Origin of the sequence: Pseudopedobacter sp., from assembly GCF_040392825.1 — a bacterium.
Lineage (GTDB): Bacteria > Bacteroidota > Bacteroidia > Sphingobacteriales > Sphingobacteriaceae > Pseudopedobacter.
This window is the reverse complement of sequence record NZ_JBEBVH010000075.1, coordinates 1-15,855: the sequence shown is the minus strand read 5'-3', so window position 1 is coordinate 15,855 and position 15,855 is coordinate 1. Positions and strand designations below refer to the sequence as shown.

General features: G+C 35.9%; 18 protein-coding genes. 4 read left to right on the top strand and 14 right to left on the bottom strand.

The genetic code is table 11. The annotated features are described in order from the left end of the window. The coding region (locus ABWO41_RS07410) for a LysR family transcriptional regulator (protein ID WP_353135774.1) at positions 1 to 865 on the bottom strand (865 nt) is incomplete at its 3' end. Positions 866 to 966: 101 nt separating this feature from the next. On the opposite strand from ABWO41_RS07410, the gene ABWO41_RS07405 reads away from it, so the two are divergent. Further along, positions 967 to 1,674 (top strand): class I SAM-dependent methyltransferase, encoded by a 708-nt coding sequence (locus ABWO41_RS07405; RefSeq protein ID WP_353135771.1) that lies wholly within the window; start codon positions 967 to 969, stop codon positions 1,672 to 1,674. Between the two features lie 57 nt (positions 1,675 to 1,731). Here the strand turns inward: ABWO41_RS07405 and gdhA are convergent, their stop codons facing one another. After that, a complete protein-coding gene (gdhA, locus tag ABWO41_RS07400; protein ID WP_353135768.1) occupies positions 1,732 to 3,072 on the bottom strand; it encodes an NADP-specific glutamate dehydrogenase in 1,341 nt (446 codons plus the stop codon). A 245-nt stretch (positions 3,073 to 3,317) separates the two neighbouring features. On the opposite strand from gdhA, the gene purN reads away from it, so the two are divergent. Beyond that, positions 3,318 to 3,902, top strand: a complete 585-nt coding sequence (purN, locus tag ABWO41_RS07395) for a phosphoribosylglycinamide formyltransferase (protein ID WP_353135765.1) — start codon at positions 3,318 to 3,320, stop codon at positions 3,900 to 3,902. Positions 3,903 to 3,947: 45 nt separating this feature from the next. Beyond that, a complete protein-coding gene (locus ABWO41_RS07390) occupies positions 3,948 to 4,370 on the top strand; it encodes a hypothetical protein (RefSeq protein WP_353135762.1) in 423 nt (140 codons plus the stop codon). A 23-nt stretch (positions 4,371 to 4,393) separates the two neighbouring features. Here the strand turns inward: ABWO41_RS07390 and hxlB are convergent, their stop codons facing one another. From hxlB to ABWO41_RS07365, 5 genes are all read right to left on the bottom strand, one after another. Beyond that, a complete protein-coding gene (gene hxlB, locus ABWO41_RS07385; RefSeq protein ID WP_353135759.1) occupies positions 4,394 to 4,969 on the bottom strand; it encodes a 6-phospho-3-hexuloisomerase in 576 nt (191 codons plus the stop codon). 54 nt (positions 4,970 to 5,023) lie between these two features. Continuing rightward, positions 5,024 to 5,851 carry a formyltetrahydrofolate deformylase gene (gene purU, locus ABWO41_RS07380; protein WP_353135756.1) on the bottom strand — a complete coding sequence of 276 codons (828 nt, stop codon included), beginning with the start codon at positions 5,849 to 5,851 and terminating at the stop codon, positions 5,024 to 5,026. A gap of 98 nt (positions 5,852 to 5,949) precedes the next feature. Further along, the gene (locus ABWO41_RS07375; RefSeq protein ID WP_353135753.1) at positions 5,950 to 6,381 is read right to left on the bottom strand and encodes a tail fiber domain-containing protein; all 432 of its coding nucleotides are present in this window, start codon (positions 6,379 to 6,381) and stop codon (positions 5,950 to 5,952) included. A gap of 190 nt (positions 6,382 to 6,571) precedes the next feature. Beyond that, a complete protein-coding gene (locus tag ABWO41_RS07370; RefSeq protein WP_353135750.1) occupies positions 6,572 to 6,796 on the bottom strand; it encodes a hypothetical protein in 225 nt (74 codons plus the stop codon). 605 nt (positions 6,797 to 7,401) lie between these two features. Beyond that, entirely contained in the window at positions 7,402 to 7,614 is a 213-nt protein-coding gene (locus ABWO41_RS07365) for a hypothetical protein (protein WP_353135747.1), read from the bottom strand. A gap of 445 nt (positions 7,615 to 8,059) precedes the next feature. On the opposite strand from ABWO41_RS07365, the gene msrA reads away from it, so the two are divergent. Next, positions 8,060 to 8,617 carry a peptide-methionine (S)-S-oxide reductase MsrA gene (msrA, locus tag ABWO41_RS07360; RefSeq protein WP_353135744.1) on the top strand — a complete coding sequence of 186 codons (558 nt, stop codon included), beginning with the start codon at positions 8,060 to 8,062 and terminating at the stop codon, positions 8,615 to 8,617. An 82-nt stretch (positions 8,618 to 8,699) separates the two neighbouring features. Here the strand turns inward: msrA and ABWO41_RS07355 are convergent, their stop codons facing one another. The 7 genes from ABWO41_RS07355 to ABWO41_RS07325 form a co-directional block, all read right to left on the bottom strand. Beyond that, positions 8,700 to 8,807 carry a type II toxin-antitoxin system YoeB family toxin gene (locus tag ABWO41_RS07355; protein WP_353135741.1) on the bottom strand — a complete coding sequence of 36 codons (108 nt, stop codon included), beginning with the start codon at positions 8,805 to 8,807 and terminating at the stop codon, positions 8,700 to 8,702. A gap of 91 nt (positions 8,808 to 8,898) precedes the next feature. Beyond that, positions 8,899 to 9,150 carry a DUF2683 family protein gene (locus ABWO41_RS07350; protein ID WP_353135738.1) on the bottom strand — a complete coding sequence of 84 codons (252 nt, stop codon included), beginning with the start codon at positions 9,148 to 9,150 and terminating at the stop codon, positions 8,899 to 8,901. A gap of 60 nt (positions 9,151 to 9,210) precedes the next feature. After that, positions 9,211 to 9,999 (bottom strand): carboxylesterase family protein, encoded by a 789-nt coding sequence (locus ABWO41_RS07345; protein WP_353135735.1) that lies wholly within the window; start codon positions 9,997 to 9,999, stop codon positions 9,211 to 9,213. Between the two features lie 2 nt (positions 10,000 to 10,001). Beyond that, positions 10,002 to 12,311 carry a beta-glucosidase BglX gene (gene bglX / locus ABWO41_RS07340; RefSeq protein WP_353135732.1) on the bottom strand — a complete coding sequence of 770 codons (2,310 nt, stop codon included), beginning with the start codon at positions 12,309 to 12,311 and terminating at the stop codon, positions 10,002 to 10,004. A gap of 28 nt (positions 12,312 to 12,339) precedes the next feature. Beyond that, complete coding sequence (locus tag ABWO41_RS07335) at positions 12,340 to 13,671, bottom strand: glucoamylase family protein (protein ID WP_502945637.1); 1,332 nt, start codon at positions 13,669 to 13,671, stop codon at positions 12,340 to 12,342. A gap of 5 nt (positions 13,672 to 13,676) precedes the next feature. Next, positions 13,677 to 15,314, bottom strand: a complete 1,638-nt coding sequence (locus tag ABWO41_RS07330; protein WP_353135726.1) for a glucoamylase family protein — start codon at positions 15,312 to 15,314, stop codon at positions 13,677 to 13,679. Between the two features lie 67 nt (positions 15,315 to 15,381). Continuing rightward, positions 15,382 to 15,855: LamG-like jellyroll fold domain-containing protein (locus ABWO41_RS07325; protein ID WP_353135723.1), on the bottom strand; the 474-nt coding region annotated here is incomplete at its 5' end.

Below are 15,855 nucleotides of genomic sequence, written 5' to 3'. Positions count from 1 at the left end.
TATATTTACCTATAAACCAACCTATTAGAGAATTTTCATTTGAAAAATTGCTAACAACCACTACCTCCGTAGATATATAATCCATATCCAATGAAGTTAAACAAACATCAAGATAGTTATATTGATCTATAGAGGATTTCGGCAATATTGAAACTCCCATTCCTTTCACTACTAGTTGAAGAATTGAGTGTACGTTGTTTGCCTCATGAGTTACCTCTGGCATAAAACCAATTCTACCGCATATCTCTGTAAGCTTTCCATAAAAATGCGGTGCATAATCCCGATTAAAAAAAACAAACGGTTTATCTTCCAAGCAGCGTTTTAACTCTGCATAAGTTTTATAACCTATAGGTTCTTTGCTGACTAAAACAAACGGGTCCATAAATAAATGCCTCACATTTAGCTTTTCGGAATTTACCGGAGCCCTGATAATACCTATATCAAGCTTCCCTTCCTCTAATGCAACTATCTGTTTCACTGAAGGGACTTCGTATAATTTTGTTTTCACATATGGATATACATCTAACATTTGCTTTAGTACAGCAATTAAATGTTCATGGAAAGTAGAACTAATATAACCGATCCTTAATTCGCCACTAATTGCCTGGTGAATTTGTTTAACCACATTTCTACTTTCTGCTAAATTATTAAACAGTTTATCTACTTCTTTCTTAAAGTATAAACCTGCATCTGTCAAACTAACTTTTTTGTTGTTCCGCTCAAACAGAACAACTCCAAGTTCTTCTTCTAATTCTTTAATTTGCCTGCTTAACGGAGGCTGAGAAATAAAAAGTTTAGTTGCGGCTTTCCTAAAATGTAATTCTTCGGCAACCGATTTAAAATACAATAAATGTCTTAACTCCATATTGATACCTAATAAGAATCATTAATTGACAAATTTAATATTTTCAAAATATCATACACAGTCTTAATTTCGTTCTATCGCAAGCTTTAAAAAACCACGATATGGAAAAATTATCTATAAATGAAATCAGAGAACGGTTTGACAAAAATGTAGAACGGTTTTCTAATCTGGATACCGGACAGGAAACAGTGATTGATGCAAAACTGTGTTTGGAGTTAATTACAGATGCAGCTAAGACTACGGTACCTAATGCTAAAAGACTATTAGATATTGGCTGTGGTGCAGGGAACTACACTATCAAAACGCTTCAAAAAATACCTAATCTGAATTGTACATTAATTGATCTGAGCTTTCCTATGCTTAATAAGGCCAATGAAAGGATAAGTGAGCTAACGACCGGGGATATTGAAACTATTCAGGGCGATATTTTAGAATTACCGATTGAGGAAAATAAATATTGTATTGTTATGGCAGGGGCAGTATTACACCATCTAAGAACTGATGAAGACTGGTATTCGGTATTTAAAAAAATATATTCTTCTTTAAAACCTAATGGGAGCTTTTGGATATGTGACCTGATTTCTCATGACATACCTTCTATACAACAGTTATTCGAAAGAAATTATGGAGAATTTCTTGAAAAGCTGGGCGGGACGGAATATAAACAGCATGTATTTGATTATATAGCAAAAGAAGATAGTCCGCGTTCTGTACTTTTCCAAACTAACTTACTTAGAGAGGTAGGTTTCAGACATGTAGAAATTCTACATAAAAACTCCTGTTTTGCTGCTTTCGGAGCTATAAAATAAGCAAAAGGCCTCTCTGCTTTCGCAGAAAGGCCTTCTTAATTTGTTTATCGTGATTGATTAAACTACACCTTGAGCAATCATTGCATCAGCAACTTTCACAAAACCACCGATGTTAGCACCTTTTTCATAGTTTACGTGTCCATCTTCTTCTGTTCCGTATTTCACACAGATTGCGTGAATGTCATGCATAATTTCTTTCAATTTAGCATCTACCTTATCTCTGGACCAGTTATAACGTAATGAATTTTGCGCCATTTCCAAACCAGAAACTGCCACACCACCAGCATTAGCAGCTTTACCCGGAGCATAAAATACTTTTGCTGTATTGAAAGCCTGAACCGCTTCTGGTGTACAAGGCATATTAGCACCTTCCGCTACACAGAAACAACCATTAGCAATTAATTTTGCTGCATCTTCACCCCCTAACTCATTTTGTGTTGCATTAGGTAAAGCGATATCACATTTAATACCCCAAGGTTTTTCGCCCTCAAAATATTGTGCCTGAGGATAATCGTTAGTATACTGTTTTATTCTACCTCTTAGATTATCTTTTAAATTCTTAATATATTCTAATTTAGCTAAGTCAATGCCTTCCGGATCGTAGATATAACCCGCAGAATCAGACATCGTTAACACTTTAGCCCCTTGTTGGATACACTTTTCTGCAGCAAACTGCGCCACATTTCCAGAACCGGAAATAACTACAGTCTTTCCTAATAGACTTTTTCCTTGTGTTTTGAAGATTTCTTCTACGAAATAAACCAATCCGTAACCCGTAGCTTCTGGTCTTATCTGGCTACCACCCCACTCGATACTTTTACCTGTTAATACACCGGTAAATTCGTTTTGTAATCTTTTATATTGACCAAATAAGTAACCTATTTCGCGTTTACCTACGCCAATATCACCAGCGGGAACGTCCAGGTTTGCACCGATATGACGAGATAACTCGGTCATGAAGCTTTGACAAAAACGCATAACTTCATTATCAGATTTACCTTTTGGATCAAAATCAGAACCTCCTTTACCACCACCCATTGGAAGTCCTGTCAAGCTATTTTTGAAAACTTGCTCAAAAGCTAAGAATTTCAATACACTTAAAGTAACAGAAGGGTGAAAACGCAAGCCTCCTTTATAAGGGCCAATTGCACTATTCATTTGAATACGGTATCCTCTGTTTACTTGAATCTCGCCTTTATCATCAACCCAAGGCACTCTAAACATGATTACACGCTCTGGTTCTGCTATTCTTTCGAATATTTTATTGTTTTTGTAAATAGGATGTTTTTCGATGTAAGGTAGCACAGACTCAGCAACTTCTGTTACCGCCTGTAAAAACTCAGGTTCAGAAGCATTCCTCGCCTTGATAATGTTTAACGAGTTGTTATTTTCAAGCATGATTTTAACAGTTTTATTTTTTGGTGCGCCAAAAATACGATTTTATCAATGAAAAATGAATTTTATTAAATTAAACTCACCAAAAACATCAATTATTTAGAATTTACTAATTTACACAGTAATATATACTCTTAAATTATCAGATTTATAATTTTAAGCTGGAAATATGCACATTTCTTACATCTTTACAAAGAATAATCAAACATTGTTAACGAAAATTATATATTTGAAATAAAAATAGAATTTTGAAGAAGAGAATTGCAATTTTCGCCTCTGGATCGGGTTCTAACGCCCAAAAGATAATGGAGCACTTTAAAAAAAGTGACGAAGCAGAGGTTGCTATAGTTTTAAGTAACAATCCGGAAGCCTATGTGCTACAGCGGGCCGACAATTTTGAAATCCCGACTCATATCTTTGACAGAACAGAATTTAGAGATACAGATGAAATCATCAAAATCCTAAAAAATTTACAAATAGACCTTATTGTTCTGGCTGGTTTTTTATGGCTAATCCCAAAGAATCTATTAGAAGCCTTTCCTAATAAAATTATTAATATCCATCCATCTTTACTTCCCGCGTATGGAGGAAAGGGAATGTATGGCGATTACGTTCATAAAAGCGTACTGGCAAATAAAGATCCGGAGTCTGGTATCACCATCCATTTTGTTAATGAGCATTTCGATGAAGGGGAAATCATTTATCAGGCTAAATTCAGAATTGAACCGAATGATGACCTGGAGATGATAAAGTTTAAAGGGCAGCAGCTAGAACACCTACATTTCCCAAGAATAATAGAGAATTTGCTTAAAAAGATGAAAAGCAATCTATAAAACAAATATATACCATTCTGTGTTTGATAGAAAAGCCTGCACAGAATGGAAAATACCACTACCCCCCCGCCTAAAAAGAAAAGCAGAATTCTTTTCTACTTCATTACTGTTATAATTGTAATAGCAGCCGGATTATTTTACTACAGATATTATTTTGTTTTCGGCGAGGGTGTTAAAGCTGGACAGTTAAATTATTTTGTAAAGAAAGGCTACCTTTTTAAAACCTATGAAGGACGATTAATTCAGTCTGGTATCAGACCTGGGACTGCCGGAGGAATAAGCTCCAATGAATTCAGATTTTCTGTAACTGATAAAAAGGTGGCAGACATCCTGAATAATAATGCTGGCTCTTATTTAGAATTGCATTATAAAGAATATTTTCATGCTTTACCATGGCGGGGTACCAGTGAATTTGTGGTAGACAGCGTAGTATCTGCTAAACCGGTAAATAATCTGGGCAACTATTAAAAAGGCCTGCTAATATGTTTTCTTTATTCTAAATTAGCATGTCTTTTGAACATTATTTGCGGCTCCTGCTGGCTCTCTTTCCATAATGTATGAAATGTTGCATCACAAACTAAAGATAGAGCCTGTTCAAACAATGTTCCGGCATATTGTTTAGAAACCTCTTCCCCATAATCATATTTACTGGAAGCAGGTAAAAGAATTGCCTGGTCAGAAACCTTAGTGATTTCAGTATTACTGTCAGTTGTAAAACACACTACTTTTGCACCTTCTGACTTTGCTTTTTGTGCTGCTTTAACTACCGACTGCGTAGTTCCCGAACCAGATGCAACTATCAATAAGTCTCCCCCGAAAATTGCCGGCGCTGTAATCTCGCCAACTATACTCGCCTTAAATCCCAAATGAATCAATCGCATAGCGAACCCACTTAGTGCCAAACCAGAACGGCCAACACCTTTAACAAAAACTCTATCAGCTGCTTTGATATATTCTAACAACGAAAATACATCATCAAAATTGAGATTATTTGATAACCGGAGGTTTTCCTCCAATATCATCTTAATATTATCTTTCACTGCAGAGGTGCTGCCTTTTCTCTTCATATCTTACGATTAGACTTAATCTCTCTTTAAACACACCAATACCAAAACTGCAATTTATTCAAAAACAACGGTCTTATTATTGAAAACAAATACCTTATCTTCAAATACAAAGTGTAATGCTTTTACCAGGGCAGAAGTTTCAATTTCTTTTCCTGCCCTAACCATATCTGATACTGAATAAGTATGATCTACCGGAATAGTCTTCTGAACAATAATTGGTCCTTCATCTAAATCATCCGTTACAAAATGGGCGGTTGCTCCAATTAGTTTTACTCCTCTATGAAATGCTCGTTTATACGGGCTTGCTCCTATAAATGCTGGCAAAAAGGAATGGTGTATATTGATAATCTGATAAGGATAAGAGGCCACAAAATCTGGAGAAAGGATCCTCATAAACTTCGCCAGCACCATATAATCAAATTTATGATTGGCCAGCCGTTTTTTGATCTCATGCTCAAATGTTGATTTATCTTTTCCTTCATGAGATATTTCGTAAAATGGCACATCAAAACGTTCGCAAATATTAGCTAAGTCAGCGTAATTTCCAATTACAGCTTCTACTGTAGCACCTAAAGTTTTAAAATGATTACGGATTAATATATCACTTAAACAGTGATATTCTTTGGTAACCAGTACAACAATCTTCTTTTCCGGCTCGGGATTTACTTTTACTAAAGCATCAGAAGGAAGAGCTTGCTGCAATGCGTTTTGTAATACCACGATATCATTAAAAGGCTCTATTACTAATCTTGCAAAGAACATACCTTCATTAATATCAACATATTCTTTCATTGTAAGAATATTTACTCCAAACCGGGCCATTACACTTGCTATATCTGCAACCAGACCAACTTTGTCTTTACACTGTATTACAACTACCATTACTTCCGTAAAATTAAGCGTCTAAATTAAACAAAATCCACATATTGCGAAGTAATGCCAACAAAAAAGCACCCTTATTCGGGTGCCTTCCTATTTCATTAACCTCTTTTGGATTTAAGTTCCTGTAGTTCTTTTTTCAAGGCATCTATCTGTTCTTGTTGTTCTTTTAGCGCCTCAACCAAAATAGGAATCAGATCATCTTTATTGACCTCTTTATATTTAGCCACCTTAGTATTTCCTTTATTAATATTATAAACCGAAGACGATTCGTAAACCATAGCTGGAAACACTTGTTCTACATTTTCCACCAAAAAGCCATATTGATCTCCTTTTGGTAGTTTTAAATGTTTGTATTTATCTATATTATATTTAAAAGTAACCGGCTGTAAAGTTTTTAGTTTTGAAGTGGAGTTTTCTATTTTATTGATATCTACCTTAAGTTCTTTCTCTGTTAAAGATTGGGCTTTAGAAATTTGTGCCGACAATAATAATGCTAATCCTAAATATAATCTTGAAATCAATTTTTGCATTGTTCTTTAATTTAAATCATGAATAAATGTATTTGTAATCAGTCTGCTTAAACAAGCTTATATTTTGTTTATGCTTTTAGTCCAGAGAATCTGGATTATATTTTTGAGTTGGACTGCCGGCTATTTTTTTAAAAAACACGACTTGTGTCACTCAAAATAAGCTATAAGATTCTAAAAATCCAGCGTTAAATTAACAGTTGGGAGGGGGGTAATGAAGCGTTATATGTACATCAGTCAAATTCTCTTCAAAGAAGCAATTGCTCTTTTGTATCCTTTTATATATATGGATATTCTTGGCAGGCATCACTATAAATTCTTCCTCAAAAAACCTTCCCGAATCATTGTCTTCTTCTGTGGCTCCATTGTCGGTATCGGCCAAAACGTAACTATTGTCAATATCCTTTTGCAAAGACATACTTATACTATCTCTGAGGAGAAAGCCAAACAGTATGATGCATAAAAATATTCCAATAATGCGTTGCATAAATAACTCAATTGCTACAAATATATTTTTTTTAGAAAAAACTAAAAATTGGGCTATTTCAACCTGTCTGCATTACTTTTACCTCACTGCCGACAATTGCATAGAAATTATAACTTATGTACCCTATTTTATACTTTAAAATATACAGTTAAACTGTATTTGCTGGACTATTTAGTATTAAAAGGGGTGTAAAAATGCAGTAATATCGTTTAACAATTTTTTTCTTATGTATTATCCTTAATAAAAATCCCCATGTTACATTGGTATTATACAAACTATGTTAGCAAAAGAGATTTTATTATTCAATTTCGGTTTGAAACGAAAGATTGATAGGTTTTACACAGAATAAACCCCGGTTTTTATAAGTATTTTCTGCAGTACAGGTACTTAATCATAAAAAGCAGAATTTTTGATTATGACATAAAAATGAAATTTGCATCATAGGACAAGGACTAAAAAGAGTTTTTAAATTTAATTACCTCTTGATGTAAGAATGATATTGGGGTAATATACATTTTAACAATAAATCTCGAATACTAATCTCTTCCTCCTTTGTTCCCCCACACTAAGCTTTTTCCTTTTTCTATTAATGTTCCGCTGATAATATCCTGCAAACCCGCACCTATATAACTTGCAACGCCTACAACTCCCAACGCCGCACCCCCAGCTTGTTTTGGAGGCAAATCTACAGCCATTAATCCACCAAGAAAACAAATGCGCGCACCTATAGAAACTCCAAAAATTACCATCGCCCCAACAAACAACTAGGTACTAAATATCTTGTTTACTGACAGAGGTTTTAGCTCTCTCCTTACTGTTACAGATTTAACCTGTAAACACACCTTGTTATATATCGGGTTATCTGTGTTTTTAATTAGTATAACGGGGAATCAGCCTATTTTAAATAATATCTATAGTATTTTATTTTTTTGTTCATTTTTAATAAAAGTAACACATCAAAAAACCCATTATTATATTATTAGAGCAGGATTATTCGGGTCAAGTCCACTGATATAGTGGACTTGACCCGAAGGAGTCCCGAAGAAAGCCCCTATAAAACCTATTTAAAGTAGATCTTTTTTCATTCTGAAAACCAGAAATTCATAAATAATCTTTTTCAAATTATAAAAGCTTAAATAACTATATCAATATTCCTATTTTTGTATAAATATTCTATTCAAACATTTTGCACTTATGGAAAACACGTCAACATATAAAACAGCAACTTTCGGCGGAGGCTGTTTTTGGTGTACAGAAGTAATCTTCACTACTTTAAAAGGTGTAACCGAAGTAAAGCCCGGATATATGGGAGGTAAAACTCCTCATCCAACCTATAAAGATGTCTGTACAGGAGAAACCGGACATGCTGAGGTTATTCAGATTACTTATAATCCTGAGCTGGTTTCGTTTGAAGAATTATTGCTCATTTTCTTCAAGACGCATGATCCCACTACATTGAACAGACAGGGAAATGATATTGGTACTCAGTACAGATCGGTAGTCTTTTATACTTCTGAAGAAGAGAAACAACAAGCAGAAGCAATGATTGCTCAACTTAATAAAGAAAAGGTTTTTGATAGTCCGATAGTGACAGAAATAAGTCCTGTCGGCGAATTCTATGTTGCCGAAGATTATCACCATAATTATTATGTAAATAACCGCAGCCAGCCTTATTGCTTAGCAGTTATTCAACCTAAAGTCTTGAAATTTGCAGAAAAGTTTAAGGATAAGATTAAACCGGAATTACTTTGATTTTATAAGGAACCTATATTATTTATTATCATAGTGGCCTTTAGCGGAGACAATGGTGACAGTAACTTTTTCTTCGAAAACTTTAATAGATAATTCTATCTTTACGATTAATTCTCCTGGACCAATATCCAGAATAATTATATTTTAGTAATTCAGGTTGACCATTACCGTCATATGGTGTTTCAGACAATTCAATGAATATTTGTTCAATTTTTCTTAGAGTTGCTGTATTACCTGCTTTATGCTGGGAAGCAAGTGCTTTTTAGCCTCTTTTGAAATCTCTATAAAATACTTTCCCATATATTGTCCACATCCTTAATACTGGTAACACGGCCAGCTTTGGTGTCTTCAATTCCTTTTTTTAGCGTTTTAATATTTTCTGGATCCAGAAACCATTTATCGCCACCTGGGCTAGGGTTTTCTGCATCTGAATAAGGAATACCTACAGCATCAAGAATTTTAAGAAGCATTTCACTTTTACTTTTTATTTCAATAGTAATCTTTTGCATACCAAAAACGTTTCCCTTTAACATAAATATAATTATAATCTTTTAAAACGAAGAAGTACACGCATTCTAGTCAGAAGCTATACATTATTTTCTTCGCTGACTAAAAAGCCATGGCAATAAATCTTTTTCCGTAAAGGCAGGATCCCAACTGTTATGATTTGCCTGAGGATAAAACGTATATCTTGGTTTAGCACCCAATCGCTGTAATTCTGTAATGATATCTTTTGAGAATTGAGGAGATACAATATCGTCCTGTTCACCATGAAAAATCCAGAGTTTCACTTTATTGGCATATTTTTTTACGTTTGCTACATTGTCCCCTCCGCAAATTGCAAATGCAGCAGCTACTTTATTTGACTTCCTTCGTAAGAACTCAAATGTTCCCATCCCTCCCATAGAAAGCCCTGCTACATAAATCCTATCTTTATCTACATAACTTTTCTTTTCTACCTGTTTAAAGTACCCGAGTAAAAGCGACATAGCTTCGGTTGGTTTTCCGCCTTTCCTAAAGAAAAAATGTCTTTTCCCTTTACTGTCTGTTTCAATTTTCACGTTGGCCCAATAACTATCTGATGGGCATTGGGGAAATACCACAATGGCAGGGAATTTTGTTCTATTCACACTGTCTAAAAAAAGCTTTGCTCCGTGGGTAAGCTGTTTTTGGTTATCGTTGCCAGACTCACCTCTGCCATGTAAAAATATGACTAATGGGTATTTTTTATTCTGATCGAACCCTTTTGGATATAAAACCCTTAAAGGCAGTGTATCATTTTTTAATACAAATAGTTCGCTTTGAAAAAGTCCTTTGTGCTGCGCCTGCGCTATAAAAGGGCTCAACACAAAAAAGAGGAAGAATACTTTGATAATTTTCATTATTAATTCAGTCTAAACTTAGCTTCCTTTACGCTGGAAGAGCTATTTCCTACAAATACTTTAAACTCTCCGGGTTCTGATACAAATTGCAATTCCGAATTATAAAATTTAAGCATGTCTTCGGTAATTTCGAATTTAACTTCTTTACTCTGACCAGACTTCAGGAACACTTTCTGGAAAGCCTTTAGCTCTTTCACAGGTCTCGTAACACTGCCCACCATATCGCTGATATAAAGCTGTACCACTTCTTCTCCATCAAATTTACCCCTATTACTAAGTGTAACCGACAGTTGTACTTTTTCTCCCGCTTTAAAATTGTCTTTATCTAGTCTGGGCTCTGAAAAATCGAATTTTGTGTAACTCAAACCATATCCGAAAGGATAAAGTGGTTCATTGGTAACATCTAAATAATTAGATCTAAATTTCTGGAACCATGGTCCTTCCAACGGTCTGCCAGTATTTTTATGGTTGTAATATAATGGTATCTGCCCTACATTCTGCGGGAATGTCATACTCAGCTTTCCTGAAGGATTAACATCTCCAAATAAAACATCTGCAATTGCATTTCCTGTTTGCGAACCTCCAAACCAAACATTCAATATAGCGGGAACATGTTGATTCTCCCATGTTAAATCTAATGGTCTTCCCGTAAATAATACCAAAACCACAGGTTTGCCTGTTTTAACCAGTTCTTCCAATAACTTTTGCTGATTTTGGGGAATTTTAATATCTGTACGGCTGGAACTTTCTCCGCTCATTTCGGAACTTTCGCCCAAAGCGGCAACAATTACATCCGATTTTTTCGCCAGATTAACCGCTTCTTTTAACATGACTTCGTTACTTCTATTATCACGCGGAATATCTCTTCCGAACATAGTTGCTCTCTTTTGATATTCCGCATCATCTAAAAGATTAGTTCCCATGGCATGAAGGATTTTAGCTCGGGATCCCAAAATATTTTCCAGTCCTTCTTTTACAGAGATCGCCTTGCTCAAATCAGTGGAAACACTCCAGGTTCCGGGCATATTCTCACGCGTGTTGGCTAAAGGTCCTACTAACGCAATAGTTCCTTGTTTTTTTAACGGTAAAACCTCATTATTTTTTAACAGAACAAAACTTTTTCCTGCTACTTCACGAGCGAATTTCAAGTTTTCAGAAGTATAAATCTGAGTTCTTGCCCTTTCTTCATCACAATATTTAAACGGGTCTTCAAAAAGTCCCAGCTTATATTTTGCTTCTAGTACTAAACGACATGCGCGGTCTATCTCTTGCATAGAGATTTTACCTTCCTGATAAGATTTTTTTAACGTCGTCAGGAAACCTTCGCCTACCATATCCATATCAACACCTGCTTGTAAAGCTTTAGCCGAAACTTCCTGTAAATTACCAAAACCATGATCAACCATCTCGTTAATACCTGTATAATCTGTAACAACAAAACCCTTAAAATTCCAGTCATTTCTCAGTAAATCGGTAACCAACCATTTGTTTGCCGTCGCTGGGATACCATCTATCTCATTAAATGATGTCATCACACTTCCCACTCCGGCATCAACCGCAGCTTTATAAGGCAACAAGTATTCATTATACATTCTCTGCCGGCTCATATCTACGGTATTATAATCTCTTCCAGCTTCAGACGCACCATATAAAGCAAAATGTTTTACGCAAGCCATAATGGTATTTGCTTTAGAAAGATCGTCTCCCTGATAACCTTTTACCATTGCTTTTGCAATTTCTGCTCCCAGGAATGGGTCTTCTCCGTTTCCTTCAGATACACGCCCCCATCTTGGATCTCTGGAAACGTCTACCATCGGAGAAAACGTCCAGTTTAGACCATCTGCACTGGCTTCCTCTGCTGCTATTCTGGCTGTTTTCTGAATCAAATTCATATCCCAGCTGCAAGACAGACCTAGTGGAATAGGAAACGTAGTTTTATAGCCGTGAATAACGTCCATTCCAAAAATCAATGGAATTTTTAGTCTGGCTTCCTTTACCGCCAATTCTTGCGCTTTACGAATTTTTTGAGGTGTGGATAAACTAAAGAACCCTCCTACTTCACCATTTTTTATCTTCTGTTCGATGTTAGAGTTTACCGTAGTTCCTGTTACAGCATCTCCTCCCGTCAATAAATTCAACTGGCCAATCTTTTCTTCAATCGTCATCTTAGACATCAGGCTGGAGATAAATCTATACATTTCTGAATTTACCTTGGTTGACGACGATTTATCCTGTTGTACTATTTTTGGCGTACAGGCTGCCAAAAACACAATACTCATTCCTGCTATTACACTTTTTCCCAAAAAACCCATAATCTTTTTATTATTCTTCTTCCTCGCTCTATTTTGTATACTGAAATCCTAATTTGTCCAATCCCGATTGAACATCGCTATCACTCATAAAAAGTTTCCATAAAAGTTGGCTGCGATAGTTCTCCAACATGACTACTATTGGTCCCTGGTCTATGCCCAAATACCTTTGTGGATACCAATCTGCTGTTTCGCTAAAAGCATCGTAGAAACCATATTCACCCCATAGCTTGTCTTTTTTATTTTCGTACCAATTTCTCATGGCTGCAATGGATTGTTGAGGCGTATAAACAATTGATGACAGGGCTGCTGTTGGTGCTATTACACCTAAATCTTTATGTGCATTTGGCGCATGTCCCGCGTAACCTTTTACAGAATAGCTTGCCGTTAAACCCCAACTATTCTCGCTATAACCTTTATAATTTAGCGGATTATCCACACACCACTGGTAATTGATTAATGCCTGGTTCGTATTTTCCGCACCATAATCTGCATAAGCATCCTTTAAGCCTTTTGGGTTTAAACCCAGATAAGAATAATGTGCCCAGAATAATGGTCCCCCTGTCGGGTCGCCTTGATGTCTTATGTGCAAAGGGATTCCTTTGTATTCAGCATTTGCTTTTATTTTTCCATTTTCTGCCCAACCCTCATGATAAACTACAGCATCTACACCATATGTAGGAGAAGCCGCTGCTAAAACATACATGATCAGGCACTCGTTGTATCCATGTATCGGAAAGTTCATTTCCCAACCATAATTGGGGCTCCAATGCCAATAAAGAACATTTTCACCTTTGGTATACCATTTAAAATCTATTCCTTTCCAAAGCTCATCTGCTAATTTTGATAAAGCCTGCTCCTGGACACTTCCATCTTTAAAATATTGCTTTACACAGATAAGGCCTTGTGCTACAAAAGCTGTTTCTACTAAATCACCACCATCATCTTTTTTAGAAAACGGTTTTGTTTTTCCGGTTTCGCCATGCATCCAATGTGGCCAGGCTCCGTGAAATCTATCTGCATACTTGAGAAAGTTCAATATCTTGTCCAATCTTTCCACTCCTTCCTGTCTGGAAACATAATTTCTGTCTATAGCACTGATAATAGCCATTATCCCAAAGCCAGTCGCTCCTGAGGTCACCACATTCTTATCGTCTTGCGGATATATTCCGTCCATATGAATCCGCTCTCTTGCCGCACCTGAAGTTGGTTCGGCCCCTTCCCAGAAATATCTGAAGGTTTGCCTCTGTACCACATCTATCAGTTCTTCGTCTGACAGTTTATTTGTACTATTACTCTTTGAAGAGCTACAGGAAACCAACATTATTGATCCCACTAATAAATACCAAAAAAACTTATTCATCATCACTATAAATTTGAACTTTGAAATCCTAATTTTATTAAACCTTCTTTTGCTTCGTCACTACTCATAAAAAGATTCCAGATTAAACCCGATCTGTAATTTTCAATCATGATGATTATAGGCCCTTGATCTATCGCAAGAAAGGACGATGCAAACCATTTTTCCTGTATTGAAAAAGAATCAACAAAACCGTATTCTTTAAATAACTTATCTCCTAACTTGTAATAAAAAAAACGCAAAGCTTTCATAGACTCCTCGGGTACATAAGGCAAAGAAGCAATTGCTGCTGTTGGAGCTATAAAACCTCTATCGTTCGTTGGCGAGCTTGCGGTATACCCATTTTTAATATCACTGGCAGTAAGTCCCCAACATTCCTCACTGTAACCTGCAAATTTGTTCGGATTTTCTTTGCAATGATTGTAATTGATTAAAGCATGTGCTCGTGTTTGTTGTTCATAGTTAGCATAGGCATCAGATAAACCTTTTGGATTAATTCCCAAAAACGAATAATGATCCAGAAACATAGGCCCGCCTTTTTCCGGACCTAGGGGTAGCTGAACGCCATAATATGTTCTTCCGTTCCTAAAATTAGTTCCGGAAGCCCAACCATTATCATACACTGCCTTGGGGATACCATAAGTTTTAGAACCTGCCGCCAGAATATAAGTAATTAAACATTCATTATAGCCTTTAACCGGTAGATTCATCTGCCAATTAAAATTCGGACTCCAATGCCAATACAATACATTACCACCGTCTTTTCTAAAGAAATTCCAGTCAACATTATTGTAAAGTTCAGAAATATCGTTTCTTAATTGAGTTTCTTCGGCTACCGATGCTTTAAAATATTGTTTAGCAACGATTAAGCCCTGCATTAATAGAGAAGTTTCTACCAAATCTGCCCCATCATCTTTTTCACTAAACTTAAGTGCCGCTCCTGTAGTTCCGTCCAACCAATGCGAAAAAGCTCCATGAAATTTTTGTGCATCGTTTTTAAGGAATGATACTATTTTTCTGATCCTGGAAAAACCATCCTGCTTAGTAATAAAACCTCTTTCTATCCCTACTATAATCGACATTATCCCGAAACCACTTCCGCCGCTGGTAACCAGATTACCAGATGTATTGCGCTCTCTTGCTAATCCGCTTACCGGGTGTCCGAAATCCCAAAAATATTTAAATGTCTGTTTTTGTACTAAGGTGAGTAATTCCTCATCCGTAATTCGCGGAAATTTATCTGTATTATCTAAGCCTGTATTAAGTATTATAGTTAAAGGATTTACAATTTTACCTTCACTTTTTGTGGGCAGATTACCAGAAATACTCAAAGTGTAAGTAGTAAATGACTTTAAGTCGTTTAACAGTACTAATTGTATAGTTTTCCACTCTGCTTGTACATCTAACTGAATTCCGCTTACCTCGGTATCTCCTTCTTTTAAATGGATATATTGCTCTAAATTGTCTGCTTTAACAGCTTCTGTAAAATTAAATACGATAGCTGGTCGCATTCCTACAGCATATTCTAAAGTACAGTTATATTGCCCATCTATTGTAAAAGAAACTGAACTGTCTTTTATCTGAGGAGCCTCCTTTTTTGAACAGGAAAAAGCAGTAAATATTAAAAAAAGGAAAAAGTATTTCATAAACAGCAGTCGGATATTATTTAAAGACAGGTGCACTATTCTTGCTGGCACCCGTCTTCAATATATTTTATTTCTTTTGCAGTCCTAAATTGTAAATCGCTTTAATATGGGCATCAGTTAATGCAATATTCCATATTTTCAGTTCATCTATTCTGCCAGTCATTGGGGCAAAACTTGCATCAGTATTTACTGATTTACCTGGAATAACGTTATAATTACCTCCTATGATAACTTCATTAGGCTCATGAGACTTAAAAGTAGCGGCTCCAACGCCTCTACTAGGAAAAGCCCCAACTTTTACCCCGTCAGCCCAGATGTTAAAAATACCTGTGGTGGTTTCGTAAGTAAGTAATAAATGAGTCCATTTATCAGCACCTATTTTTGGTGTCAGATAAGGAACATAATTTGGATCTCCCGGATTGTCTCTTTTGGTATTTACATTATCCTGGGTCCCTGTCCCAGCGAGATTTGTAAACGTAGGCTGAATTTTTAATTCGTTGGTATTACTTGCAGGAAAAGCATTAGTGTTCAAAATAAAATT